This is a genomic window from Pseudomonas sp. DTU12.1 (assembly GCF_009873475.1).
Classification (GTDB): domain Bacteria; phylum Pseudomonadota; class Gammaproteobacteria; order Pseudomonadales; family Pseudomonadaceae; genus Aquipseudomonas; species Aquipseudomonas proteolytica.
Window position 1 is genome coordinate 2,046,122 of the sequence record NZ_CP045254.1, and the last position, 24,550, is coordinate 2,070,671.

Consider the following 24,550-nt stretch of genomic DNA (forward strand, 5'->3'; position numbering starts at 1 on the left):
TGCGAAAAAACCGGAAGCAAATGCGAATAATTATTTATTGGCTGTGTTGGACGGGTTCACGATCACCAGCCAAGGGGTATAGGTTTGCACCGTTATCGGTAGGGTTTGCGCCAAAAGTTGCAGGGCATGGTCGCTGTCGTCCAGGGGGATCACGGCCGACACCCGCAGGCTTTGCAAGGCGGCACGGTCAAACTGCAGGCGGCCAGAACGATGCCGTGCGATTTCATCCAGCACCTCGGGCAATGGCCGGTTTTCCACCACCAGTTGATGGCGACGCCAGGCTTCATTGATGCCGGCCGGGTCAATGCTACCGGTCAGGCGGACGCTGTCGGTACTGATCAGGGCCTGGGAACCAGCGGCGACTTCCAGGCTCTGCCGCGCATCGGCGCTGTGGGCTGCCACGCGCGATTCGAGCATGCTCAGCACGGTGCTATCGCCCTCGCGCTTGACCACAAATCGCGTGCCCAGCGCGCGCATGCTGCCTTGGGCGGTCTGTACGATAAACGGCCGTGCCTGATCGTGGGCCACTTCCACGAGGATTTCGCCTTGCAGCAGTTCGATGCGCCGTTGCGTGGCGTCGAAATGCAGGTTGGCCGCACTGATGCCATTGAGGCTCAGGGCCGAACCGTCGGCCAGGCGCAGGGTTTGCCACTGGCCGGGGCCGTTGCGCACGTCGGCCATCCAGCGCTGCGGGTAGGGGCTGAGCAGCAGCGCCGCGGCTGGCACTGCCAGGCTGCATGCCAGCAGCAGGGTGCGCACTGCGCTTTTGCTGCGGCGCGATTGCTGATTGGCGAACGCAGCATTCAGCGCTGCCCGTGCCGGTGACTTTTTCCCACGCAGGGCCTGCATCCGCGAAATCACCGCTTCCATGCGTGCAGCGGCAGCGGCGTAGTGCGGGCCTTGTTGTTTCCAGCAATCGAACGCCAGGCGCTGGGCTTCGCTCAGCTCACCTTCATGCAGGCGCAGCATCCATTCGGCGGCTTGTTCTTCGATCTGTTGGCGGGCGTCGGGCATGGGGGGCTCAGGTGTCCATACTATGGCCGCAATGCACCAGGGCCTGGATCAGGTATTTGCGTACCGTGCGTTCCGAGAGCTTGAGTTGCCGGGCGATCTGCTGTTGGGTCAGTTCTTCGAGGTAATAGAGCACAAATGCCTGGCGCGAATACTCATGCATGCCTTCGAGGATAAACGCGATCTGCTCCAGAGCTTCAAGGGTCGTGTTGATCTGCTCCGGCGACTGGAACCCCTCAAGCGCGTCCATCGTCAGCGCCAGTTCCTGCAGGTAGGCGTGTTCAATCTGTTTGCGTCGGGCCTGGTCGATGATCAGCCGCCGCGCGGTGGTGCTCAGGTAGGCCCTGGGTTCGCGGATCGTCGCTACCGATTCACGGGTGTTGAGGATGCGCGCGAAGGTGTCCTGCGCCAGGTCGGCAGCGTTCTGCCGGCAGCCCAGCTTGCGCCGCAGCCAGGTGAGTAGCCAGCCATGATGCTCGCTGTAGAGCTGGGTTATTTCCCGTTGGAATGGCGGTTCACCCACAGACATAGGCGTGGCTCAGGTGTTATTGAGAATGGTTTCTAATTGTGAGCCCAGGGCTGGGTAAACGCAATAGACTCGCGTTTACCCGCTACAAGCGCCGGTTTTCCTGGGTGTAGCCTGCTGGCGAAAAGATATTTCAAATAAATTGCATTTAAATCAACACATTGCGAAATTTTCGTATATGATGCGCCCCGCACCAAACGTAAAGGGTGATTAGCTCAGCTGGGAGAGCATCTGCCTTACAAGCAGAGGGTCGGCGGTTCGATCCCGTCATCACCCACCATTACGTCCAATGCTACGCGCAGCGGTAGTTCAGTCGGTTAGAATACCGGCCTGTCACGCCGGGGGTCGCGGGTTCGAGTCCCGTCCGCTGCGCCATATTCGGTAACCTGGAATGCTGAACGCCAGGTCACCACGCAAAGCCCGCTCATTGAGCGGGCTTTTTTGTGCCTGGGATTCTGTGGCCAGGGACAAATCCTCCCATACACGTTGACCTGCGCCTACGCGAAGAGGCGCCAGCGTGCCGGCGAAGGCGTGCGATAAAACGCCGCGGGGCGTCAGGCAACCAGCGTTATCGTTAACGAACATCGCGGGCAAGCTCGCTCCTACAGGTCAACGATCAGAGGGGGTATTGCGGCTATGCCGATAATCACTCACCGCCTCGTACACCGCCTTGCGCAGCCGATTGATCCCCCCAATCGGCCGGTGTTCCTCCACGCCAAACCATGGGTTGAACGATTGGTTGTCACAGGCCAGGTTCAAGGCCGGAGTATCAAAGTCCTGCGCCGGGATGTGGATTTTTGCCACGCTCTCGTAGGGCGCGTCGCTTTCTTTCCATTCAATGCTGGTGTCTTCGATGGGCATGTATTTCTGCGGGTTCTGGCGCTGGATCTGCAGCACAAAACACGCGTCGATGCGGTCCGTGGACAGTTGCTGGCTCAAGGCGCTGCGCAGGAAGTTCGGCAAGTCCTGGTTTTGCTTGGGCAGGCTGTACTCCGGGCAGCTTTGCGGGTCTGGGGCGACGCGGAATTTGGCATTTGCGCTGCCGAACTTGTAGGGCGATACCGAAAAGTACGTCGCCTCGGTCGGGCTGGCCGGTGCGGGTGCAAGTGTCGCCAGGGCGATAAACAGATGCCGCACCTGCCAACTGCGTGGGTCGAGGCTTGGGAAAAACGCCATGGCTTTTTTGCCATCGGCCTGGGCCCCGACGTTCTGCGCGTATTCGGCCACGTCGCTGACGAAGAAATTCGGGTGGCTGAACATGACAAAGTCCTGCTCGGTGCGCGCCTGCTGATCGGCCAGCAATTGCTTGCCCGGCACGTCCAGCAACTTGATCGCCATGCCGCGAGCATCGCGGATGCTGTCGAACTGTGGATAAGCGTTGCCGTTGGACAGGCGCATCATCGCCTGCCAGGTCTTGCCCGGTTCGGCGAACACGCCCTGGCGCAGCGCCGGCTCAAGGTCCGGCAGCACGCGGACTTCGGCCTTCACGCAGCCGTGGGCCTTGGCATGGGCATCGCGCAGGTAACGGGTGCCTTCGCGATGCTGGTCGACGATGCGCACCGCCGTCTGGATGATGCCTTGGGTCATGGCCGCTTCGCCCGGCGGTATCTGCTCCTCGGTAGGCACCGGGCCGCTGTGGTGCCAGGCAAACCACAGGGTCGACAGCAACCAGCCGAGCAGGCCCAGGCCTACCAGCCATAACAGCGTCTTGCCGAGAAACGCGCCGAGGCGCAGCCACAGTCGAGCGAGCATGGAACGGTCCTTGTATCGAAATGGGGAAGTCATGGCAGTTGCTGCTCCAGCGGGCCGCCCAGTACTTTCAGGTATTCCAGCAACGCCCAGCGTTCCTCAGGCTCCAGGCCCCGGCCAATCACCCCGTTGCCACGCTTGCCCGCGCGGAACTCGTGGCCGCTGTTATGGTTGCCGGTGATGCTCGTATCGAACAGGAATGCGTTTTTAAAAGCCTCGGTGCGATAGCCCAGGTGACGTGGGTTGTAGTCGAAGGTGCCTTTATAGAAGGTGCGGCTGCGCTCGTACTGGGGTGATAGCAATTGGTAGAGCGTCGGCACCGAGCCGTTGTGCAGGAACGGCGGCGTGGCCCACACACCGGCCAGCGGGCGGGCCTTGTAGGCGCGCAGCTCGCGCACGCCGATGGGCAGGCCGAAACCGTCCAGGCGCGGGCGTTCGGTTGGGGTGATACCGGCGGCGCGGTAAGCATGTTCTTCGACAAATGCAGTGACATAGGCCAGGCCTTTGGCCACGGACAGGCTACGCAGGTCCAGCGGTTCGGTCGGCGCGGGGTGCAGTTCGACGTTTAACTGTGCCAACTCGGCCGGGTCCCATTGCAGGGCGCTGAGGTCGTAGCGCTGGTCGGCAATGTTGCTGGCGGTGCCAGGGTCGGTGCCGATGTAGTCCACCGCCAGCATCTTCAACTGCTGTACCGGGCGCCCGTTGACTTCACTCACGCTGGGCACATGGCAGGCCGCGCAGTTTTCGGCGAACAATACGCGGCCACGGGAAGCCAACGGTTTGTCGATGGTGCCGAACAGCGCTTCAGGCCAGGTCGGGGGTTTTAGCCGTTGCAGGGTTTCTTCGATCAGGTTCAAGTCACGCACGCGTACGCTGGAAGGGTAGCGCGCATCGCCCTGCAGAGGCTGGCCGGCACTGTCGAAGAACGCCAGGGTCGCGCCTACGCCCAGCGCCTCGCCGATATTGCGCGCCATGGGTTGTTGGGCCGAGCCGTTCCATTGCACCCAGTCGAAGGTCCACATGTCCCACAACTGTGGGTAGTCCACCGGCGCGTTGGCGATACGGTAGTTTTCCGGCGAAATGGCATCGCCGAAGCTGGCGTTGGCGATGCGGCCGAACGCATCGGTGCGCCCCGGGCCTTCTTCGGTGGGGTAGAGGCCACGGTGGGTATCGTTCCAGGCCACCTTGAGGAAGTTGTCCAGGGACTTCTTGAAGTCCTGGCGCAGTTGATCGTATTGGGCGTCGTATTGATCGCCCAGTACGCGGTGGGCGAAGCGCCTGAACTTCAACGGGTTGTAATAAGTGGACGCGAGGCTGGCCACCAGGGCCTGGCCAAAGCTGCCACCGCGCAGGGTCGGGACACTGGAGGGCAGCACGTGTTGCGCCGAGCCGCCGTCGATGCGCAGGGCCTGGCCGTTGAAGCGCAACTCGCCGGTGTGGCAGGCGGCGCAGGTTATATCGAGAAACTCATCGTTGCTGCCGGCATTCTTGTGCCGGGCGAAACCTACGGGCAGGTTGCCGGGGTTCTGGGGTGTGGCCTGTTGCCGCGGGTCTACCAGGAAACCAAAGCGCGCCAGGTTGGCCGGCTCGGCGAATCGCTGCTCGGAAAACGGCAGCTCCAGCGCAGAGAACCAGTTGTAACGCAGGCCCTTGACCTGGGTGCCCTGGGGGGTGAAGTAGTAGACCTGGCGGTCGGCGGCGCTCCATTGGTCCTGGTAGTGCACCTGCTGTACCGGCACGTAATCCGGTAGCTTCGGGTTGGCCACGTAATAGAACACGACGGCCAGCCCCAGTCCCAGAAGTGACAGGATCAGGCGTAAAGCACGGGAAAAAATGCGCAAGATAACTATCCTTGTCGAGTGGTTGTGTCCTTATGCCACTGAGCGCGGTAGGCGGCAAGTAGCCATGATCCGTCTACGCAGGCGGTTTTCGGTACATCGGCTGTCCTTCGCCGGGCTTTGTGGCAGATGAAAATGCTTTTAAACACGTGAACTTATCAGAAGTTTCCTGCTCACATGCCGGTAGCCATTGGTCGTGGCCGCCTGATAAGCTCGCGACTTTATTCGAATGCCCTTTTGGCGCATGAACAAGGAAATAGCATGAAACAGCATCGGTTGGCGGCGGCGGTGGCCCTGGTTAGCCTGGTACTTGCGGGTTGTGATTCGCAAACCAGCGTAGAGCTGAAAACCCCGGCGCAGAAAGCTTCCTACGGTATCGGCCTGAACATGGGCAAAAGCCTGGCTCAGGAAGGTATGGATGACCTGGACTCCAAGGCCGTTGCCCAAGGCATCGAAGATGCCGTCGGCAAGAAAGAACAGAAGCTGAAGGACGAAGAACTGGTTGAAGCGTTTTCCGCACTGCAAAAGCGTGCTGAAGAACGCATGACCAAGATGAGCGAAGAGTCGGCAACCGCCGGCAAGAAATACCTCGAAGACAACGCCAAGAAAGACGGCGTCGTCACCACCGCTTCCGGTCTGCAATACAAGATCGTGAAGAAGGCCGAAGGCGCGCAACCCAAGCCTACCGACGTAGTGACTGTGCACTACACCGGCAAACTGACCAACGGCACCACCTTTGACAGCTCCGTGGATCGCGGTAGCCCGATTGACCTGCCGGTCAGCGGCGTGATCCCGGGTTGGGTCGAAGGCCTGCAACTGATGCACGTAGGCGAGAAGGTCGAGTTGTACATCCCGTCCGACCTGGCCTACGGCGCCCAGAGCCCGAGCCCGGCGATTCCAGCCAACTCCGTACTGGTCTTTGACCTGGAGCTGCTGGCAATCAAGGACCCGGCCAAGGCTGACGCTCCTGAAGCACCTGCTGCCAAGTAAGCAGCAGTTGAACACCCAACGCCCCGTTTATACGGGGCGTTGTTGTTTCTGCGGGTTCTATTTATCTGTGGTGAGCGGGCTGATTGTGGCAAGCCTGCTCTCCACAGGGTGAATTCGCTGAAAACCGGATCCCTTGCAATCCGAACGAACACCTGCGATTTAGAGCAGTCTGATGCTATACCTCGGCACGGGTAGCCGCAGATGCACCCCAAGTCAATGAAATCTTGGGATTTTTTTATGTGCGCAAAAAACGCCCGATCTGACTGTAGGCCTTGTATTACGTGGCTTTCAGCCGCGAAAATGGGCTCTGTTCACAAGGTTATCCACAAGTTGTGTGGATAACCTTTTCTCTCGCCTGGAACTGGAGTGACGATGAAAGCACCCTGGAATTTCACCCGTTTCCTACCGTTGGCCGCACGCCTGATTGGGCGTGGACGCCTGCCGACCCTGTTGTTCGCGGTCGCTGCCAAAGGCTCAAGCCAGGGCAGCCGCCTGGGCAAGCTCAAGGACGACCTGAAGCTGCTCCAGGCGTTGTGCCTGGCCTACTGGCGCGGCGAGTACCGGGCCATCAGCCCCAAGGCGCTGATATCGGTGGTGGCGGGCTTGATGTATTTCCTCAGCCCGATTGATGCGATCCCGGATTTCCTGCCGATGTTCGGCATGCTCGATGACATCGCGGTTCTGGCCTGGGTCATGAAGTCCCTGGACGGTGAACTGAGTGCTTTCCGCGCCTGGCGTGAACGCCAGCGCCCGGAGAAGTTGGTGGTGGTTGAGCGCTTGCCCGCCACGCCACAGCTTCTGGAGCAGGAAAACCCGAAAAAAAACTGAAGACGCGGATTATCCCCCTGCGCTCTTTGTGGCTGTTAGGATTACACTCCTAAGGAAAGTACTTACTTCGTAAGTGTTGTGATCCTACGGGGCAGTCATGGATATACAAATCATTTCACGGGATGGCGAACCCGAATACGCGGTTCTGCCATGGGCTCAGTACCAGGCGCTGTTGACAGCCGCCGGCCTGCAGCAACCAGCCACGCCTTCTGCACAGATCCCACCCATCGCTACCGAGCAGGATCTACGCCCCCTGGAGCAATTACGCAGCCTGCGCGAAGCCAAGGGGCTGGCGATCGAGACATTGGCCCGTACTGTGGGTATCAGCCCGTCCTACCTGGGTTTGATTGAAAGTGGTGAGCGTCAGCCGGATGCCGCGATCCGTCGCAGCCTGGCCTGGGAGTTGGGGATTTCGGGTTGGAGGGATGCAGTGTGAGTGTGCGCATCAGCCGTCAGCATTGGGATGGATTGCTCAACGAACTTGATCAGGCCCGTCGCCAACGCCATCTTTTGACCTATCGCGCATTGCTTGAGCGCCTGCAGTTTCCGACGCCGGCGATGCAAACCCTGACCGCTGCACTTGAGCACTTGGCCGCCCTGGATGCCAAGGCAGAGCAACCCCTGCGCAGTTCCCTGGTGATCAGCCAGGGCGCGAGTCGCTTGCCGCGCACCGGTTTTTTTGAATGTGTCGAACGCCTTGGGCGTTTCTGCGGGCCATCCGATGGCGTCGCCGCGGCGTCGTGGCACGCCTCGGAAGTGGTCCGTGTGTTCGAGTACGAATATCCTGAATCAGCGGAGGCTTGAGTGTTCTGGAAGCTCAAAGCGTATGCCAGCTACTGGTTGGCGCGCAGGTTGTTTCATTGGTCATGGTTCGTGCGTCAGCCCCGTGGATGGCACTGGCTGGAGGGGCAGTTTGCACGCATGGCCAACCTGGGTAATGTCGAGGCCCAAAGTTTCTATGGGCACATCCTGACCTTTCGCGGCCAGGGTCTTGGCGCACGGGAGGAGGGCGTGCGCTTGCTGCGCTTGGCCGGCCAGGCTGGAGATGGCAAGGCTGCCTATCAAGTCGGCGTGCTGAGCCTGGCTGGCAGCCTGGGCAAGGCCCCAGACCCGGTCGAAGCCGCGCGCTGGTGGACTCTCGCCGCCAAGGCCGGGCATCCGCTGGCGCAGATGCGTCTGGAACAATTGTAGGAGCCGGCACGCCGGCTCCTACAGGAGTTCGCGGCTGTCGATTACGTGGATGCTGTAGCCGGCCACGTTCTTGGCGTGATGCTTGGCCTGTGAGGCCAGTTCCGCCAACTGGCTGGCATCCAAGTGTCCACAACTCAGCGGATGCAGATGCACCACGCCGATGGACAGCGACAGCAAGGCAAACTCCTGTCGCGCCCCTTGGCGATTGAGGGCGATAAAACATCCCGCCTCCAAATGCTCACTGCGGTAAAAACGCCGGCACTGGGTCTGGAAATCATCCACCAACTGGTTAAGACGCTTGCGCCAATCCTGGGCGCCCAGCACCAGTAAAAAGTCATCGCCGCCAATATGCCCGACAAAATCGCGACTGGGGTCCACCCGGTCGTTCAGGCATTGCGCCAGGCACAGCAACACTTCATCGCCACGGCCATAGCCGTAGATATCGTTGAACGGCTTGAAGCTGTCGATATCCACATAGCAAATCACCGATTCGCGCTGCTGCTGCAACAGCCGCGTCAGGCACTGCTGGATCGGCACATTGCCCGGTAGCAGGGTCAGTGGGTTGGCGTAGCGCGCCTGCTGGATTTTCAGTTCGGTAATCAGCTTGAGCACGTCGATCACCCGGCCCAATCCCAGGTAGTTGCCGTTCTGGGTGATGATGAAGTCTTCTTCGATGCGCTGCCGCGCGCGGCTGGTCAGCAGGCGGCTGACCTGTTGCAACGACTGGCTCAGCTCCACGGCCAGGAAGTCGTCGCTCATCAAGCGGCTGATGGGCTTGCGCGCAAACAGATCAGTGGCAAATGGCTTGAGCAGGGCGTCGGACAACGAATGCCGATGCACGATGCCGATGGGCTGGCCGCGCCCATCGAGGACCGCCAGGGAGTTGAGGTTGGCCTGGCTGCGGAACGCTTCCAGCACTTTTGCTGTGGCAATGTCCTGGGCCACGGCCGGTTGTTCGTTGAGCAGGGCGCTGAGGTCACTGGCGTCCTCGTTGAGCGAGACGCTGGTGCTGTCGGGCCTGGCCAGCATCAACCGGGCTTCGGTCGGCGGGTGCTCCTGGGGACGGCACAGCAGGTAGCCCTGGATCAGATCCACGCCCATCTCTGTGAGCACCGCCAATTCTTCTGGCAATTCGATGCCTTCAGCAATTACCTGCGCACGGGAAGCCCTGGCGATCTGCAGGATGGAGCCGACAAACTCGCGCTTGAGCGCATCCTGGTGAATGCCGTCGATAAAATGCCGGTCGATCTTCACGTAGTCCGGGCGCAACTCGGACCACAAACGCAAGCTGGAGTAACCGGCGCCCAAGTCATCCAGGGCAATTGAAAAGCCCATGTCGCGATAGTGGTGCAGGGCGGTCTGCAGTAGCTGGAAATCGTCGGTCGGCGCTTGCTCCGTGAGTTCGATCACGATCTGGCTGGGTGCGATCCCGTACTCGCGCAGCATCTGCAAGGTGCGCCCCGGTTGATGGGTGGTTTCCAGCAGCGACTCGGGTGAGACGTTGAGAAACAGCTTGCCCGGCAGCTTCTGCTCGCTGAAGCGCTTGCAGGCGCTTTGCCTGCAGGCCATCTCCAGCTCATTCAGGCGTCCGGCCTGGCGCGCCACGCTAAACAGCGCGAGGGGCGAGTGCAGCGGGCTGTTGGAGGGGCCGCGGCTCAGGGCTTCGTAGCCGAGGATGCGGCGTTCGCAGAGACTGATGATGGGTTGGAACAGACTGTGCAAACTGCCCTGAGCCAGGATGGAGCCCAGGGCATTCAGCTGTTCGGTCATGGTCATGATGATCTCGGTCGAAAAAAAAGGACCGGGTGCCTGGGGCGCCCGGTCCTTCATTTCACGACAGAATGATGTCTGTTTGATGACGCTCAGTGGAGCGGCAACATTAAATTGCCATCATTTACTGCTTGGCCACCGTCTTACTGATTTTCAGGTAGTCCAGCAGAATCCGCCCGGTTTCGCTCAGGTAGGCATCATCTTCCGGCTTGGTCTTTTCAGGTTCGGTCGGCAGCGCGTCTTCGTCTTCTTTCTTCAGCTCCTTGAGCGGGGCTTCACCCTTGGCCTTGCGGCGGATGTTTTCCAGGGCAAGTTGCTGGTTCTCGATATCGGTGTGCTGCGCGCGGCGGTCCACTTCATTGAGGCTGACGGTCTTCTCGGCCATCAGCTTCTTGGCCAGGGCCAGCTTGTCGCGGATAAACACGAACTCGGCATCCTTGGCGGAGCGCAGGTCATGTTCGGCCTTGAGCTGGGCCAGGTATGGCTTGAACGGGTCCGATGCGGGCTTGATGGCTGGGCGGATGGTGTCCCATGGCATGGCTTCGGGCAGGGCGCTTTCGCCGATTTCCTTGGTGTCGATGAGCGACGGGAAATCGATGTCCGGCAGTACGCCCTGGTGCTGGGTGCTCTGCCCGGAAACCCGGTAGAACTTGGCCAGGGTCAGCTTCAGCTCGCCATGGTTGAGCGGCTGGATGGTCTGCACCGTACCTTTGCCGAAGGTCTGGCCACCGATGATCATTGCGCGGTGGTAGTCCTGCATTGCACCGGCGAAAATCTCCGAGGCCGAAGCCGAGAGACGGTTGACCAGCAGCGCCATCGGGCCTTTGTAGAAGGCGCCGGGGTTTTCGTCTTCCAGCACATCCACGCGGCCGTCAGCGTTGCGCACCAACACGGTAGGGCCCTTGTCGATAAACAGGCTGGTCAGCTCGGTGGCTTCCTGCAACGAGCCGCCACCGTTGTTGCGCAGGTCGATGACCACACCGTCGACCTTCTCTTTGGTCAGCTCGGTGAGGATTTTCTTCACGTCGCGGGTGGTGCTCTTGTAGTCCGGATCACCGGCACGGAAGGCCTTGAAGTCCAGGTAGAACGCCGGAATCTCAATCACGCCCAGCTTGTAGTCCTTGCCATCCTGCTTGAGGTTGAGGACTTTCTTCTGCACGGCCTGGTCTTCGAGCTTCACCGCTTCGCGGGTGATCGACACCACTTTGCTGGTCTGGTCATTCGGCGCATTGGTGTGCGGAATCACTTCCAGGCGCACCACGCTGCCTTTGGGCCCACGGATCAGCTTGACCACTTCGTCCAGGCGCCAGCCGACCACGTCGACCATCTCTTTGTCGGCCTGGGCCACGCCAATGATCTTGTCGGCCGGGGCGACCTGCTTGGTCTTGTCCGCAGGGCCGGCGGGCACCAGGCGCACGATCTTGACCTGATCGTTGTCGCTTTGCAGCACGGCACCGATGCCTTCGAGGGACAGACTCATGTTGATATCAAAATTTTCCGCGTTATCTGGCGACAGATAATTGGTGTGCGGATCGTAGGACATCGCGAAGGTGTTGATATAGGCCTGGAAGATATCTTCGGCGCGGGTCTGCTCAAGGCGGCTCAATTGGTTCTTGTAGCGCTTGGTCAGCAGTTCCTGGATCGCCTTGGGCTCTTTGCCGGCGATCTTCAGGCGCAGGACTTCGTCCTTGACGCGTTTGCGCCACAGGTCATCCAGGGCGGCGGTGCTGGTCAGCCACGGGGCCTCCTTGCGATCCACCAGCAGGGTTTCCTTCTGGGTGAAGTCGAGCTTGTCGACGCCTTTGTTCAGCTCACCCAGGGCGAAGTCCAGACGCGCTTTGACACGGTCCAGGTAACGCTTGTAGATGGTGAAGCCAGGCTGCAGGTCGCCGCTCTTGAGGAAGTCGTCGAACTGGGTCTTCCACTTGTCGAACTCGGCAACATCACTGGCCAGGAAATAGCTGCGCGAGGGATCAAGCAGCTTGAGGTAGCTGTCATAGATGATCACCGAGCGCGCGTCGTCCAACGGCGGCTTGCTGTAATGGTGGCGCTTGAGCAACTCGACGACGTTAAGGCTGGCAATCACCTCATCGCGATCAGGCTGAAGTTTGTCCCAGCTGTTGGCTGCGAACGTATTGGTCGACAGCGGCAACAGGCCGAGACCAATGAAAAGAGCGAGGGCGGTGCTGGGGAACAAATGCTTCATGCTGATTCGACGCGGGGGCAATTGATAACGCATATTAGGCCGTCTTTGAAGTCGCCGGTTCCATTTGGGCCGGTCGCATAATGCAAAAAGCCCGGCGCTACAGCAACGGGCTCAGTCCAGACTCACTATGGAGGCACTGTGAAAGCATTGCAAGGCGTTGAAGGTCATGTGGAGTGGGTTGAGACCCCGAGTCCTACGTGCGATGTAGGGCAAGTTCGCATTCGGGTGGCAGCAGCCGGCTTGAATCGGGCGGATTTATTACAGCGTGCGGGGCTCTATCCGCCACCCCCAGGTGCCAGCGAGGTGCTGGGCCTGGAGTGCTCCGGGGTTATCAGTGAGGTCGGCGCCGGGTCTTCCTGGCAAGTGGGGGATCGGGTCTGTGCGCTGCTGGCCGGCGGTGGCATGGCGCAGGAAGTGGTGGTAGACGCGCGCCACGTACTGCCGGTGCCCGAGGGCCTGTCCCTGGCTGAAGCGGCCGCTTTGCCTGAGGTGTACAGCACTGCCTGGCTGAATCTGTTCCAACTGGCGGCCCTCAAGCCGGGTGAAAAGGTGCTGTTGCACGCGGGCGCCAGTGGCGTCGGTTCGGCGGCGATCCAGCTTTGCAAGGCCTTTGGCAGCCCGTGCTGGGTCAGCGTCGGCTCTGCGGATCGCCTGGCCTACTGCGAAGACCTCGGTGCCCAGGGCGGTGTGGTACGTACTGACGGCATCGAGAGCCTGGGGGATTTTGGCCCGTTCGACGTGATTCTCGACCCGGTGGGCGGCAATTATGCAGCCATCAACCTCAAGCTCCTGGCCCGCGACGGTCGTTGGGTATTGATCGGCTTGATGGGCGGGCGCGAGGCCCAGTTGGACCTGGCGCAGGTGCTGGCCAAGCGCGTGCAGTTGCTGGGCTCGACCCTGCGCAGCCGCGATGATCAGTTCAAGGCTGATCTGCTGAGCGACCTGGGCCAGCAGGTGTGGCCATTGTTTGGTGAAGGGCGCTTGAGCCCGCAGTTGGCCAAGACCTTTGCGATCACGGATGCCGAGGCGGCGTTTGCGCAGCTGGCGACCAACCAGATTTCCGGGAAGTTGGTGCTGGTGATCGACGAAAGCCTGGCTTAAATGCCAATCCCGAATTGAAACCGGGTCAAAAGTGTGGGAGCGGGCTTGTCGGATCGCCGCACCGTCGCGAAAGCGGTCGTCAGTTAACAACTATGTCGACTGATACACCGCTTTCGCGACGGTGCGGCGATCCGACAAGCCCGCTCCCACATTTTGATTGGGTTTCAAGTCAGGAAACGCGCTGTCAGGTCCACTGGTGAATCGGCCAGCCCGCCTGTTCGGCGTGGGCCCGTAGCACAGGATCGGGGTTCACCACCTGTGGGTAATCGACCTTGCTCAACAGCGGCAAGTCATTGCGCGAATCCGAATAGAAATACGCTCCTTCCAGGCTTTCACCTTCCTGCTCCAGCCATTGCATCAAGCGGGTGATCTTGCCTTCCCGGTAGGTCAGTACACCGACGGTCTTGCCGCTGTACACCCCATGGGCCACGTCCAGTTCAATCCCCAGCACCTCATCGATGCCAATACGCGCCGCTATCGGCGTGACCAAGTGCGTGCCCGAGGCCGAGATCACCAGGATCCGGTCACCGTTCTGGCGGTGGCGGGCGATGGTCTTGGTGGCGTCGCTGTAGATCAGCGGCTCGATAATATCTTCCACCCATGGCTCTACCAGATGTGCGACTTCTTCCGGGGTGCGCCCGATCATCGGTTCCAGGCTGAAGTCCATGAACTCTTCCATGGCCAACTCGCCGCGGCTGTAGGCAGACATCAGTTCATGGTTCTTGCGCATGAACGATTCACGGTCCACCCAGCCCAGGCGGCCCATCTGTTCGCTCCACAAGGTGGCGCAATCGCCGTGGATCAGGGTGTCGTCCAGATCAAAAATTACCAAAGCCATCAGTCATGCTTCCTCAATAAACGCTGCATCCTCAGGCTACCTCACACAGCGCAGCGGGATCGATAGAAAGTGCCAGGCGCTGGCCATCCGCATGCAGATCCTGGGCCGAGCGATTGAGTACGTCCACCACCAATTCCACGCCCCGGGCCTCGACACGATAGCGAATCACATTGCCCAGCAGGCTATGGCTGCGCACCAGGGCATCCAGTTCGCCGCTGCGGTTGAGCTCGATGGATTCAGGGCGGATGGCGATGCGCCCGTTGACCGGGCGCTGCAACAGCTTGCTGGCCTGCTCGGCATCCAACAGGTTGTAGTTGCCGATAAAACCGGCGGCAAAGGCATCCACCGGAGCGGTGTAGAGGGTCTCGGCGTCGCCGCTCTGCACGATCTTGCCCTGGTTCATCAGGAAGATGCGGTCGGACATGACCAGGGCTTCTTCCTGGTCGTGGGTCACGAAGATGGTGGTCAGCCCCAGCTCGCGCTGGATCTGGCGGATCTGTTCGCGCAGGTGTTTGCGAATCCGTGCGTCCAGGGCCGACAGCGGCTCGTCAAGCAGCAGCAGGCGCGGCCGCGTGACCAGGGAGCGGGCGAGGGCGACGCGCTGGCACTGGCCGCCGGACATCTGGTGCGGGTAGCGCCCGGCCAGGTCCTTGAGCTCGACCAGTTGCAACACTTCCTGAACCCGTTTGTGGCTGTCATCGGCGTTGACTTTCTGCATGCGCAGGCCGAAGGCGACGTTCTGTTCCACGGTCATATTGGGGAACAGCGCGTAGCTCTGGAACACCATGCCGATATGGCGCTTCTGCGGGCTCAACGGAACAATGTCCTGGCCGTCCAACAGGATCTGCCCGCTGTCCACCGGCGTCAGGCCGGCGATGCAGCGCAGCAGCGTGGACTTGCCGCAACCGGACGGGCCGAGGAGGGTGACGAATTCGCCCTTGGCGATCTCGCAGTTGATGTCACTGAACACCGGGGTGGCGGCGTAGCTTTTTTGCAGGTGCTGGACGCTGACGAAGCTCATTGGCTTTTGTCCTTGTTCAAGAGGTTGGCGGCCCAAGTGAGCAGCAGCACGAAAAGGAAATAGGAAATGACCACGGCGCTGGTGAAATGGCCGCTGCTGTTGCGCATGTTGTTGAGGTACACCTGCAAGGTCTCGTAGCGCGTGCCGACGAGGATATTGGCGAACACAAACTCGCCGAACAGGAACGAGAACGACAGCAGCAACGCCACCATCAAACCCTTGCGCAGGTTGGGCAGCACCACCAGGATCGCGGCCTGCCAGGTGCTGGCGCCGAGCAGTTGGGCGGCGTCCATCAGGTCACGCAGGTTGATCGCTTGCAGGTTGTTGGTGATCGCGCGGTACATGAACGGCAGCGCCACGGTGAAGTAGCAGCCGATCAGGATCCACGGCGTACCGACCATGGCCAGCGGCCCCGAGCCATACAGCTGCAACAGCCCCACCGACGACACCACTGGCGGCACGGCGAAGGGCAGCAGGATCAGGATGTTCATCAGCGCATCGAGCCGGGGGAAGTGGTAATGCACCACGAACAGCAGCGGCAGGATCAGCACCACCGACAGGATCAGCGCACCCACGCATACCAGCAGCGACTGGCCAAAGGCATGTAAAAAGCGCGGGTCGCTCCACAGCTGCACATACCACTTGAAGGTAAAGCCGGCGGGCAGGATGGTGGCCGACCAACTACTGGCGAGGGAGTACACCAGGGTACCAATCAGCGGCAGCACCAGGATCGCAAACAGCAGGTACACCACCACGCGATGATAGAGGGCAGCGGGGCTGGCTTCAGCGCGAGACATGGTAGCTCCTCTTGAGCAGCAGTTGATGAACCACGGTGACCACGGTCATCAGCGCCACCAGGATCACGGCCAGGGCGCTGGCCATGTTCGGGTCCAGGGAAATGTCACCGGAAACCATCGCCGCGATACGGATCGGCAGCACGTTGAAGTTACCGGTGGTCAACGCGTACACCGTGGCGTAGGCGCCCAGGGCATTGGCCACCAGGATCACGAAAGTACCCAGCAGCGCCGGCGTCAGCACCGGCAGGCCGATATGCCGCCAGTACTGCCAGCCATTGGCTCCCAGGAGCGCTGCGGACTCACGCCAGTCTTCACGCAGGGCGTCGAAGGCCGGGTAGAGCAGTAGCACGCCTAAAGGGATCTGGAAGTAGGTGTACAGGATGATCAGGCCGGTCTTGGAGTACAGGTTGAAGTCCTGAATGATCCCGGCCTGCTTGAGCATGATGGTGATGCTGCCGTTGAACCCCAGCAGGATGATGAAGGCAAAGGCCAGGGGCACGCCGGAGAAGTTGCTGGTCATGTTGGCGAAGGCGGTGACGAAGTTGCGCAGCGGCGAATCCACCTTGCGCAACGAGTAGCTGCCCAGCAACGCGATGATGATGCCGAAGATGCTGGAGTAGAAACTGATCTCCAGGCTGTGCTTGATCGCCTGTAGGTAGAACTTGGAGTTGAAGATCTTGTTGAAGTTGGCCAGGCCCCAGCCGAACTCTTCCGATTGCAGGCTGTTGACCATCACCCAGAACAGCGGTGCGATCTGGAATACGATAAAAAACAGGGCGAAGGGTACCAGGCACAAGGCGGCCAGCCATTTGCCACGGATCACTGAACTCACTTCAACAGCTCCTGGCAGACAGGTTTTTCGTGGGCAACGCCAAGCAGGGCGCAGACGGTGCCGCAGATATCGGTTTGCTTGGGCTGGGCCTTGGGGTCGAGACTGAAGGCATCACCGAAGACAAACAGCGGGACTTCACGCTCCTCTGGCAACAGGCCGTTGTGGGAGCGGTCGTTGTTCATGCCGTGGTCGGCCGTTACCAGCACCTGGTAGCCGGCATCGAGCCAGCCTTGCAGGTAGTCGGCCAGGATAATGTCGGCCGTGCGGGCGCTGTTGCGGTATTGCGCGGTGTCGAGGCCGTGCTTGTGGCCGGCGTCGTCGATATTCATCGGGTGCACCAGCAAAAAGTTCGGCGCGTGCTTGAGGCGCAGGCTTTCGGCGTCGGCAAACAAGTGGGCGTCCGGGTAATGATCGCTCCAGTAGAAGTGCCCGTGCTGGATCGCCAGGGCTTGGTCGTCGGTGTGCCGGTCCCGGGCTGCGATGAACGGCGAGCGGTTGTAGAGCTCGCTGACCCAGTGGTAAGCCGCCGCTGCGGTAGTCAGGCCGGCGGCTCTGGCGTAGTGGAAAGTACTGCGCTGGTTGGACAGGCGCGAGACGTGGTTGTGCACGATGCCGCTGTCGATCGGCGGTACGCCGGTGAGGATGCATTCGTAGAGCGGGCGGGACAGGGCGGGCAATTCGCATTCCAGCTTGTACAGCGCCGCACGCCCGGCACCGACGTAGGCCTGCAGATGCCCCATGGCATGCCGGGCGACCTCGTAATTGAGGCCGTCGAGCACCACAAGGATGACGTTGTGCTTCATAGGGGCAGGGGCTCCGCGACAAATTGGGCTTGATTGCGTGGTTCTTCTGGAACCGGATCAATTGTGGGAGCTGGCTTGCCTGCGATAACGGTGCATCAGCCGATACAAGTGCTGAATGTCATACCGCTATCGCCGGCAAGCCAGCTCCCACCCAGGGCTTACTGCATATTGATGATGACTTCTTCCTGCCACTTCTGCGGCAAGCTCTTGGAGGTGGCCTCCCAGGCGGCCGGGTCCTTGATGGGCGTCACGTTTTTGTATTGTTCGTTAGGCAGCAGCTTGGCCTGCACTTCGGCGGGCAGGGTCAGGTGTTCGGCACGGATCGGCCGCGCATTGCCCTTGGCCAGGTTGATCTGCCCGGCATCACTGAAGATGTATTCGCGGGTCAGCTTGGCCGCATTCGGATGCTTGGCGTATTTGTTGATGATGGTGGTGTAGCCGGAAATCACCGAGCCATCCGATGGGATCAGCACCACGTAGTCATCCGGGTTGGCCATCTTCGCCTTGTAGCTCAGGCCGTTGAAGTCCCAGACCACGCCCACTTCCACTTCGCCTTTTTCCATGGTGGCGATGGTCGGGTTGGCCAGGGAAATACGCCCCTGCTTGGCAATGTCGGCGAACATCAGCAGCGCCGGCTGGATGTTCTTCTCGTCGCCACCGTTGGCCAGGGCGGCTGCCAATACACCGTTGGCAGCTTGGGCGGCGGTGCTCACGTCACCAATCGAGACCTTGTATTTTCCGGTCTTGAGGTCTGCCCACTTGGTCGGGACTTCGGAGCCGTGCAGCAGTTTTTTGTTGACGATGAACGCGATGGTGCCGGTGTAGGCCAGTGCCCAGTGACCGTCTTTATCTTTGGCCCAATCGGGGATCTGTTCCCAGGTGCTGGGCTTGTAGGGTTGCGTGACGCCCTTGGTGGCCGCAATCGGCCCAAAGGCTGCACCGACGTCGCCGATATCGGCGCTGGCATTGTCTTTTTCCGCATCGAACTTGGCGATTTCCTGGGCCGAGCTCATGTCGGTGTCGATGTGCTTGAGGCCGTACTTGGCCGCCAGGTCTTCCCAGGTGCCTCTCCAGTTGGCCCAGTCATCGGGCATGCCGACGCTGTTCACAGCGCCTTCTGCCTTGGCGGCAGCTTCCAGGGTTTTCAAATCGGTGTCAGCGGCCATGGCGGCGGTGCACATGGCAATGGTCGAGCCTAACAGTGATGCCAGGAAAAGCTGTTTCATCCGAAGCTCCTTTGGGCGTTTTCAACGCTGCGATTTTTTGATGGCGCGGTTGGTTTGGTCTAGGTCAGCAATACACGAGCCAATTTAGGCGCGCTGGATGACAGTTTCATGTCGATGTCGTTTTTAAAGCGCCTGGGCAGGCGCCTGCCGGGTAAGCGTAGACCACGGCCATGACCCCGTAATACCTGGACTTGGCCGATGTATTGCAGGGCATGTGAGACGGCGGCGCACGGCGCTGTCATCTGTCGGTCATGTGTGATGCCTAGGCTTGCACGCACTAGCCGTCGCCCACTCCAGGGGCATTTGGCGCACCCAAACAGTGCTGGCCTAGTCCAGATAGGTAACGTTGATGCGTGATGAGGCAACCAAAGCGGTGACAGCCATAGGCCTGGCGCTGCGAGAGCAGATCAGCCACGGTTTATTGAGCCCGGCGAGCAAATTGCCGGCCGAGCGCAAACTCAGTGAGTTGTTTGGTACCACCCGCATAACCGTGCGCGAGGCGTTGCTGCAACTGGAAGCCCAGGGCCAGATCTACCGCGAGGAGAGGCGTGGCTGGTTCGTTTCGCCACCCCGGCTGGCCTACAACCTGATGCAGCGCAGCCACTTCCACGCCATGGTCGGCGCCCAGGGGCGGGTGCCTTGCACTGAAGTCATATCGGCTCGCCTGCAACCGGCCTCGGCCGCTGTTTGTGCGTGGCTGCAACTGCCGGCGCTATCGAGCGTGATCCAGATCTGCCGCCGGCGACGTATTGATGGGCGGTTGGTGCTGTATGTCGAGCACTACCTCAACCCTCAGTATTTCCCTGGGATCCTTGCGTGTGACCTGAACGAGTCGATGACCGAGTTGTACGCCCGCCAGTACGACTTGCATTACGGGCGCGTGCGCTTTGAAATTGTGCCGACTTCATTGCAGGTGGAAGCGGCAGCCGCCCTGAAGGTCTCGGCAGGCAGCCCCGGGCTGCGGATCGCCCGGGTCAATTACGATCAGCACCAGCGCCTGATCGATTGCGACCTGGAGTTCTGGCGCCATGATGCGATTCACGTCGGGGTCGATGTGACCTGAGCGTCCTGCGGCCCACTCGCCGCCGTTACCACCTGCACACTCAAGCGCGGCATTGCCAGGTCCATGCCGGCCTCATCCAGGTGGCGCTTGAGCGACAGGTTGAACGCCCGCGACACTTCCCACTGCTTGATCGGCGCGGTCTTGAAGCGCGCGCGCAGGATGGCGTTGCCCGACTCGAAGCTCTCCACCCCCTGGAACTCCAGGGGCGACCAGATGTTGCGACGCTGCAGCGGATCGGCGCGCATCTTCTGGCCGACGTCGCGCATCAGTTTGATCGCGGTGTCGATGTCCATGCTGGCAGGCACCGCTACGCGGAAAATCGCATAGCCGAATTCCCGCGAGTAGTTCTTGATGCTCTTGATCTCGCTGAACGGGATGGTATGCACGATGCCATCGATATCGCGCAGGCGTACGGTGCGGATGGTCAGGCCTTCGACGGTGCCGAGGTGGCCGCCGACGTCCACATAGTCATCGATGGCCAGGGAGTCTTCGATGATGATGAACAGGCCGGTGATCAAGTCCGCTACCAGCGACTGCGCGCCAAAACCGATGGCCAGGCCGATCACACCGGCACCGGCCAGCAGTGGCGTGACGTTCATGCCCATGTTCGCCAGGGCGACGATGGCGGCGATGATAAAGATCGTCACGAACAACACGTTGCGGATCAACGGCATCATGGTCTGCGCCCGCGCATTCGCCAGGCCTTTGCGCGAGCGGGTGAGGGCGTGGTGGATCGCGGTGTCGCTGAGGATCCAGATCAGCCAGGCGAACAGCAGGGTACCCGCGAGGCCGAACAATTTGACGCTGATTTCATGCCCGTCGCCCTCGGTAAAGCGGATCAGCGACCAGCCCCAGACCCGCAGGCCGAGCTCGATGAACACCAGCCACACCGCCAGGTGGGCCAGGGTGTAGACGAAACTTTTCAGCCGTTCGGAATACAGCGCATGGCGCTTATGCCCACGTTGAGGCTTGAGGGCATGGCGGCGCACCAGGCCGTTGATCACCATGCACAGCACCAGCAACACCGTGCAGAGCAATGACTGGCGCAAGGCGGTGCTGGTGTCGCCTGCGGACACGAAGGTGGCAAACAGCGAAATGCCCACCAGCAGCAGCGCCGGCAGGTACCAGAAGGTGCCGATGATCTCGATGGTGTCGCTCAAGGCGCGACGGGTCAGGCGCCGGGACAGTGGCTGGTTGCGGATCAGGTGCGCGATGGGGCGGCGGAAACGCAGGATAAACACACCGGTAGAGAGTGCGGCCAGCACATTGGCGACGGTCGCCGCGCTGTGTGCCAGGTGGGTGCCCAGGGCTTCGGTCAGGCGCGGGTCGCTCAGCGCCTCGCCAAAGGCAGCGAAGCTGCCGATCAGCCACAGTGGGCGAAACGCCTGGTGGCGCAGGATATAAAGGGCCCGGTGGCGGTGCGGGCCGTCGAGCACGGAAAAGGCAATGACGCAGATCGCCGAGAAACAGGTGCCGACCACCAGCGCGTACGCCAGGACCATTGCCAGGGACTTGCCCAGGGACGAGGGCAGGGCGTAGCTCAAGTAGACGGTGATCACCAGGGCAATCAGCCAGGGGCCGAGTTTGCGCAGGGCAAAACGCAGCATGTCCCAGGTCTTGGGGTGTTGGGGCAGTTCTTCACTGAGGCCAAAACGCAGGCGCACGCGATGGCTGAGCCAGATCAGCGCGGCCGCCAGCAGGCTCCAGAGCATCAGCACCATGGCAAAGCCAAAGATGATCGGCAGCCATTCGCTGGCTGGCAGCATCAGGGCGGCAAACTCGGCCTTGGCCTGGTCGAACTCGACGGACCAGCGATTGAGCGGGCTGTCGCTGCCGGACAGTTGTTGCTCCAGGCTCGCCAGGGTGCCGCCGATCAAGCCCAGCACCCCTTGCTCGGCTGCCGGTTGAGCTTTTTTCGTGGCTTCGCGCAGCTTCTTCAGGTCGGCCAGCAGCTTGGTGCGCTGCTGGTCGTTTTCCAGGGTCTTGATCACCTCGTCCAAAGACTGGCCCAGCGGCACGTCGGCTTGTGGTTGGGCTTTGGTGCTGCTGCCCAGGATGCCTGGCAGGCCGACCGCCTGGGCAGGGGCGATAGGCAACAGGATCAGCAGGCAGAGGAGCAGGCAGTAGGGCAGGGCAAACAGACGGGCAAGCACGAGGCGGTCAACCTTGGAAACGACAGATCGACCGAGTGTACGAGGGCGCTATGCCCATTGCGAGTGCATTTGTTATTCGGCCAGTTTTGCGAGGATTCGGTAAACGATGGTGCCGAGGATCAGCAGCATGCCGACCCACATGCCAAACACACCGAGGTTTTTGTCGCGGAAGTTGAAGCCAACGGCCAGCAGGATCATGCCCGTGAGGATGGGGATGAGCATGGCGTGGAAGGCGGACATCGGGATCATGGTGGGGACGGCCTTGTCGTAGAAAGATGATTACCAGTCTAGGCTGGATTGGCGCAAGTGGGGTTGATGTGTGTCAGATAGGGCGAAGGCTATGTGGCCAGGCGCTGTCGTGGCGAGGGGGCTTGTCCCCCGCTGGGCTGCGCAGCAGCCCCAAAACCTGCCACATCTATCTGTCTGAAAAACCTCAGCGGTCTTGATTGACTTGGGGCTGCTGCGCAGCCCAGCGGGGGACAAGCCCCCTCGCCACAGCCGATCTCAGGGCAGGTCGCGGCTTGCGTAGAACGCACTCAACACCTTCACCAGGTGCGCCAGGTCGTGGCTGCCGCACAGCTCGCGGATCGAGTGCATGGCGAATGTCGGCAGGCCGATGTCCACGGTGCGCACACCCAGGTGGCTGGCGGTGATCGGGCCGATGGTCGAGCCGCAACCCATGTCGCTGCGCACCACGAAACTCTGCACCGGTACCTCTTCGGCCATGCACAGGTGGCGGAAGAACCCGGCGGTTTCGCTGTTGGTGGCGTAGCGCTGGTTGCTGTTGACCTTGATCACCGGGCCGGCATTGAGTTTCGGGCCGTGGTTGGCGTCGTGCTTGTCGGCGTAGTTGGGGTGGATGCCGTGGGCATTGTCGGCAGACACCAACAACGATTTCTGAATCGCACGTACGAACTCATCACCCTCAGGCAGCAGGCGCCGCAGGGTCTGTTCCAGCATCGGGCCGTCTGCACCGCAGGCTGAGCAGGAACCGACTTCTTCGTGGTCGGTACACACCAGCACGCAGGTTTCGTCGGTCTCGCTGGTGAGCAGCGCTTGCAGGCCGGCGTAGCACGACAGCAGGTTGTCCAGGCGGGCGCCGGCGATAAAGTCGCCATGCAGGCCGATCACCGCCGCGCCTTGGGTATCGTAGAAACTCAGCTCGTAGTCGAGCACCACATCAGCGTTCAACCCATGTTCGCGGGCCAGTTGGTCGGTGAGCACGGCACGGAAGTCCACGCGCTCATCACCGGCAAACTGCGCGAGGATTGGCGGCAGCTCGGTCTGGGCATTGATCGCCCAGCCCTGGTTGGCTTCACGGTTCAGGTGGATGGCCAGGTTGGGAATGATGGCGATCGGCAGCTTGAAGTCGATCAACTGGCTTTCGACCTTGCCGTCACGGCGGAACGTCACGCGGCCGGCCAGGGACAGGTCACGGTCGAACCACGGCGCCAGCAGCGCGCCGCCGTAGACTTCCACGCCCAGTTGCCAAAAGCCCTGGCGTTGCAGCTCAGGTTGCGGCTTGACCCGCAGGCATGGGCTGTCGGTATGGGCGCCGACCAGGCGGATGCCGTCGTGCAGGGGCGACTGGCGGCCCATCTTGAACGCGATGATCGAGGAGTCGTTGCGGGTCACGTAGTAGCGACCGTTGGCCTCGGTAGTCCAGGTCTCGCGCTCGTCGAGGCGCTGGAAACCGGCAGCTTCCAGGCGTTGGGCCAGGGCCGCAGTGGCATGAAAGGGGGTGGGAGAGGCCTTGAGGAAGTCGATCAGGCCTTGATTCAACGCTTCGCGCATAAGTAGCTCCAGACAGCAATGGCGCGAGTTTACCGTCCGGTGTGGCAAGTGCACAGAACAAATGTGGGAGCGGGCTTGCTCGCGAATGCGGTGGATCAGTTAGTTTATTCAGCGACTGACACAACGTATTCGCGAGCAAGCCCGCTCCCACATTTTTGATTGGGTTACCGATTTCAGAACGGTGCAGGGCACTCGAAGCGCAGGCGCTCGCCGCTTTGCGGGTGAGTAAAACTCAGCATGCTGGCGTGCAGGCACAGGCGCGGCCAGGCGGCCAGGGCCTGTTCGTGGGCATACAAGCCATCGCCCAGTAGCGGGTGGCCGATGGACAGCATGTGGACCCGCAACTGGTGTGAACGCCCGGTAATCGGCGTCAACTCAACCCGGCACCAATCCCCGCAACGCTCCAGGACTTTCCAGAAGGTCAGGGCGTGCTTGCCGAACTCATGGTCCACCACATGGCGCGGCTTGGTCGGTGGGTCGTAGCGCAGGGGCAGGTCGATGCTGCCGCTGTCCAGATCCGGCTGGCCCCAGCACAAAGCGGTGTAGGCTTTTTCGGTTTCACGGTCGTGAAACTGGCGGGACAGTTCGCGGTGGGTGTCGGCATCCCGGGCCAGCAGGATGATCCCCGAGGTTTCCCAGTCCAGGCGATGGACGATGCGGGCCTCGGGATAACCGTTTTCTTGCAGGCGGGTGATCAGGCAGTCCTTGTTGTCGTCGGCGCGACCAGGCACCGAGAGCAGCAGGGTCGGCTTGTTCACCACCAGGACAGCGTCATCCTGGTGAAGGATATGAATATTGGACAGCGGCATTAAA

23 protein-coding genes and 2 tRNA genes are annotated in these 24,550 nt (G+C 61.1%); 9 read left to right on the forward strand and 16 right to left on the reverse strand.

The features are described from left to right. Positions 1–30: 30 nt before the first annotated feature. A complete protein-coding gene (locus tag GDV60_RS09150) occupies positions 31–1,014 on the reverse strand; it encodes a FecR domain-containing protein (protein ID WP_070995370.1) in 984 nt (327 codons plus the stop codon). A gap of 7 nt (positions 1,015–1,021) precedes the next feature. Further along, the gene (locus tag GDV60_RS09155; protein WP_029292794.1) at positions 1,022–1,540 is read right to left on the reverse strand and encodes a sigma-70 family RNA polymerase sigma factor; all 519 of its coding nucleotides are present in this window, start codon (positions 1,538–1,540) and stop codon (positions 1,022–1,024) included. 201 nt (positions 1,541–1,741) lie between these two features. On the opposite strand from GDV60_RS09155, the gene GDV60_RS09160 reads away from it, so the two are divergent. Together GDV60_RS09160 and GDV60_RS09165 are read left to right on the forward strand one after the other, a co-directional pair. Next, a tRNA-Val gene (locus GDV60_RS09160) sits at positions 1,742–1,817 on the forward strand. 18 nt (positions 1,818–1,835) lie between these two features. Beyond that, a tRNA-Asp gene (locus GDV60_RS09165) sits at positions 1,836–1,912 on the forward strand. 234 nt (positions 1,913–2,146) lie between these two features. On the opposite strand, the gene GDV60_RS09170 is transcribed toward GDV60_RS09165, so the two are convergent. After that, on the reverse strand, positions 2,147–3,289 hold the full coding sequence (locus GDV60_RS09170; protein ID WP_159906919.1) for a catalase family protein: 1,143 nt from the start codon (positions 3,287–3,289) through the stop codon (positions 2,147–2,149). A 29-nt stretch (positions 3,290–3,318) separates the two neighbouring features. After that, positions 3,319–5,127, reverse strand: coding sequence for a di-heme-cytochrome C peroxidase (locus GDV60_RS09175; protein WP_159906921.1), 1,809 nt, complete (start codon positions 5,125–5,127; stop codon positions 3,319–3,321). 258 nt (positions 5,128–5,385) lie between these two features. On the opposite strand from GDV60_RS09175, the gene GDV60_RS09180 reads away from it, so the two are divergent. The 5 genes from GDV60_RS09180 (at position 5,386) to GDV60_RS09200 (ending at position 8,133) form a co-directional block, all read left to right on the forward strand. Next, entirely contained in the window at positions 5,386–6,114 is a 729-nt protein-coding gene (locus GDV60_RS09180; RefSeq protein WP_092235022.1) for an FKBP-type peptidyl-prolyl cis-trans isomerase, read from the forward strand. Positions 6,115–6,486: 372 nt separating this feature from the next. Then, positions 6,487–6,942, forward strand: a complete 456-nt coding sequence (locus GDV60_RS09185) for a YkvA family protein (RefSeq protein WP_029292802.1) — start codon at positions 6,487–6,489, stop codon at positions 6,940–6,942. 97 nt (positions 6,943–7,039) lie between these two features. Continuing rightward, positions 7,040–7,378, forward strand: coding sequence for a helix-turn-helix transcriptional regulator (locus GDV60_RS09190; RefSeq protein WP_104911899.1), 339 nt, complete (start codon positions 7,040–7,042; stop codon positions 7,376–7,378). Beyond that, positions 7,375–7,746, forward strand: a complete 372-nt coding sequence (locus tag GDV60_RS09195; RefSeq protein ID WP_029292807.1) for a hypothetical protein — start codon at positions 7,375–7,377, stop codon at positions 7,744–7,746. The genes GDV60_RS09190 and GDV60_RS09195 overlap by 4 nt, the downstream gene beginning before the upstream one ends. Further along, the gene (locus tag GDV60_RS09200; RefSeq protein WP_029292809.1) at positions 7,747–8,133 is read left to right on the forward strand and encodes a tetratricopeptide repeat protein; all 387 of its coding nucleotides are present in this window, start codon (positions 7,747–7,749) and stop codon (positions 8,131–8,133) included. It begins immediately after the preceding gene. An 18-nt stretch (positions 8,134–8,151) separates the two neighbouring features. Here GDV60_RS09200 and GDV60_RS09205 read toward each other — a convergent pair whose 3' ends face one another. Together GDV60_RS09205 and GDV60_RS09210 are read right to left on the reverse strand one after the other, a co-directional pair. After that, on the reverse strand, positions 8,152–9,909 hold the full coding sequence (locus tag GDV60_RS09205; RefSeq protein WP_029292811.1) for a bifunctional diguanylate cyclase/phosphodiesterase: 1,758 nt from the start codon (positions 9,907–9,909) through the stop codon (positions 8,152–8,154). Between the two features lie 118 nt (positions 9,910–10,027). Beyond that, on the reverse strand, positions 10,028–12,109 hold the full coding sequence (locus GDV60_RS09210) for a carboxy terminal-processing peptidase (protein WP_169852119.1): 2,082 nt from the start codon (positions 12,107–12,109) through the stop codon (positions 10,028–10,030). A 138-nt stretch (positions 12,110–12,247) separates the two neighbouring features. On the opposite strand from GDV60_RS09210, the gene GDV60_RS09215 reads away from it, so the two are divergent. Then, positions 12,248–13,210, forward strand: a complete 963-nt coding sequence (locus GDV60_RS09215; RefSeq protein ID WP_159906923.1) for a zinc-binding dehydrogenase — start codon at positions 12,248–12,250, stop codon at positions 13,208–13,210. A gap of 184 nt (positions 13,211–13,394) precedes the next feature. Here GDV60_RS09215 and GDV60_RS09220 read toward each other — a convergent pair whose 3' ends face one another. The 6 genes from GDV60_RS09220 to GDV60_RS09245 all read right to left on the reverse strand — a co-directional run bounded on the left by GDV60_RS09220 (position 13,395) and on the right by GDV60_RS09245 (position 18,727). Continuing rightward, positions 13,395–14,048, reverse strand: a complete 654-nt coding sequence (locus GDV60_RS09220) for an HAD family phosphatase (RefSeq protein WP_029292818.1) — start codon at positions 14,046–14,048, stop codon at positions 13,395–13,397. Positions 14,049–14,079: 31 nt separating this feature from the next. Further along, positions 14,080–15,069 (reverse strand): ABC transporter ATP-binding protein, encoded by a 990-nt coding sequence (locus GDV60_RS09225; protein ID WP_070995363.1) that lies wholly within the window; start codon positions 15,067–15,069, stop codon positions 14,080–14,082. Then, positions 15,066–15,866 (reverse strand): ABC transporter permease, encoded by an 801-nt coding sequence (locus tag GDV60_RS09230; RefSeq protein ID WP_070995362.1) that lies wholly within the window; start codon positions 15,864–15,866, stop codon positions 15,066–15,068. The genes GDV60_RS09225 and GDV60_RS09230 overlap by 4 nt, the downstream gene beginning before the upstream one ends. Further along, positions 15,853–16,698 carry an ABC transporter permease subunit gene (locus tag GDV60_RS09235; RefSeq protein ID WP_159906925.1) on the reverse strand — a complete coding sequence of 282 codons (846 nt, stop codon included), beginning with the start codon at positions 16,696–16,698 and terminating at the stop codon, positions 15,853–15,855. The genes GDV60_RS09230 and GDV60_RS09235 overlap by 14 nt, the downstream gene beginning before the upstream one ends. After that, on the reverse strand, positions 16,695–17,501 hold the full coding sequence (locus GDV60_RS09240) for an alkaline phosphatase family protein (protein WP_159906927.1): 807 nt from the start codon (positions 17,499–17,501) through the stop codon (positions 16,695–16,697). Before GDV60_RS09240 ends, GDV60_RS09235 begins: the two co-directional genes overlap by 4 nt. Before the next feature lie 158 nt (positions 17,502–17,659). Beyond that, a complete protein-coding gene (locus GDV60_RS09245; protein WP_159906929.1) occupies positions 17,660–18,727 on the reverse strand; it encodes an ABC transporter substrate-binding protein in 1,068 nt (355 codons plus the stop codon). 349 nt (positions 18,728–19,076) lie between these two features. Here GDV60_RS09245 and GDV60_RS09250 point away from each other — a divergent pair, with 349 nt between their 5' ends. Then, the gene (locus GDV60_RS09250) at positions 19,077–19,790 is read left to right on the forward strand and encodes a UTRA domain-containing protein (RefSeq protein WP_159906931.1); all 714 of its coding nucleotides are present in this window, start codon (positions 19,077–19,079) and stop codon (positions 19,788–19,790) included. Here the strand turns inward: GDV60_RS09250 and GDV60_RS09255 are convergent. The 4 genes from GDV60_RS09255 to GDV60_RS09265 all read right to left on the reverse strand — a co-directional run bounded on the left by GDV60_RS09255 (position 19,766) and on the right by GDV60_RS09265 (position 24,546). After that, complete coding sequence (locus GDV60_RS09255; protein WP_159906933.1) at positions 19,766–21,943, reverse strand: mechanosensitive ion channel family protein; 2,178 nt, start codon at positions 21,941–21,943, stop codon at positions 19,766–19,768. The genes GDV60_RS09250 and GDV60_RS09255 overlap by 25 nt on opposite strands. 72 nt (positions 21,944–22,015) lie before the next feature. Further along, positions 22,016–22,192: a hypothetical protein gene (locus GDV60_RS26545; RefSeq protein ID WP_166647837.1), complete on the reverse strand. Its 177-nt coding sequence runs from the start codon at positions 22,190–22,192 to the stop codon at positions 22,016–22,018. Positions 22,193–22,447: 255 nt separating this feature from the next. After that, on the reverse strand, positions 22,448–23,737 hold the full coding sequence (locus tag GDV60_RS09260) for a M18 family aminopeptidase (RefSeq protein WP_029300406.1): 1,290 nt from the start codon (positions 23,735–23,737) through the stop codon (positions 22,448–22,450). Positions 23,738–23,910: 173 nt separating this feature from the next. Further along, a complete protein-coding gene (locus GDV60_RS09265) occupies positions 23,911–24,546 on the reverse strand; it encodes an RluA family pseudouridine synthase (protein ID WP_029300403.1) in 636 nt (211 codons plus the stop codon). Positions 24,547–24,550: the final 4 nt, after the last annotated feature.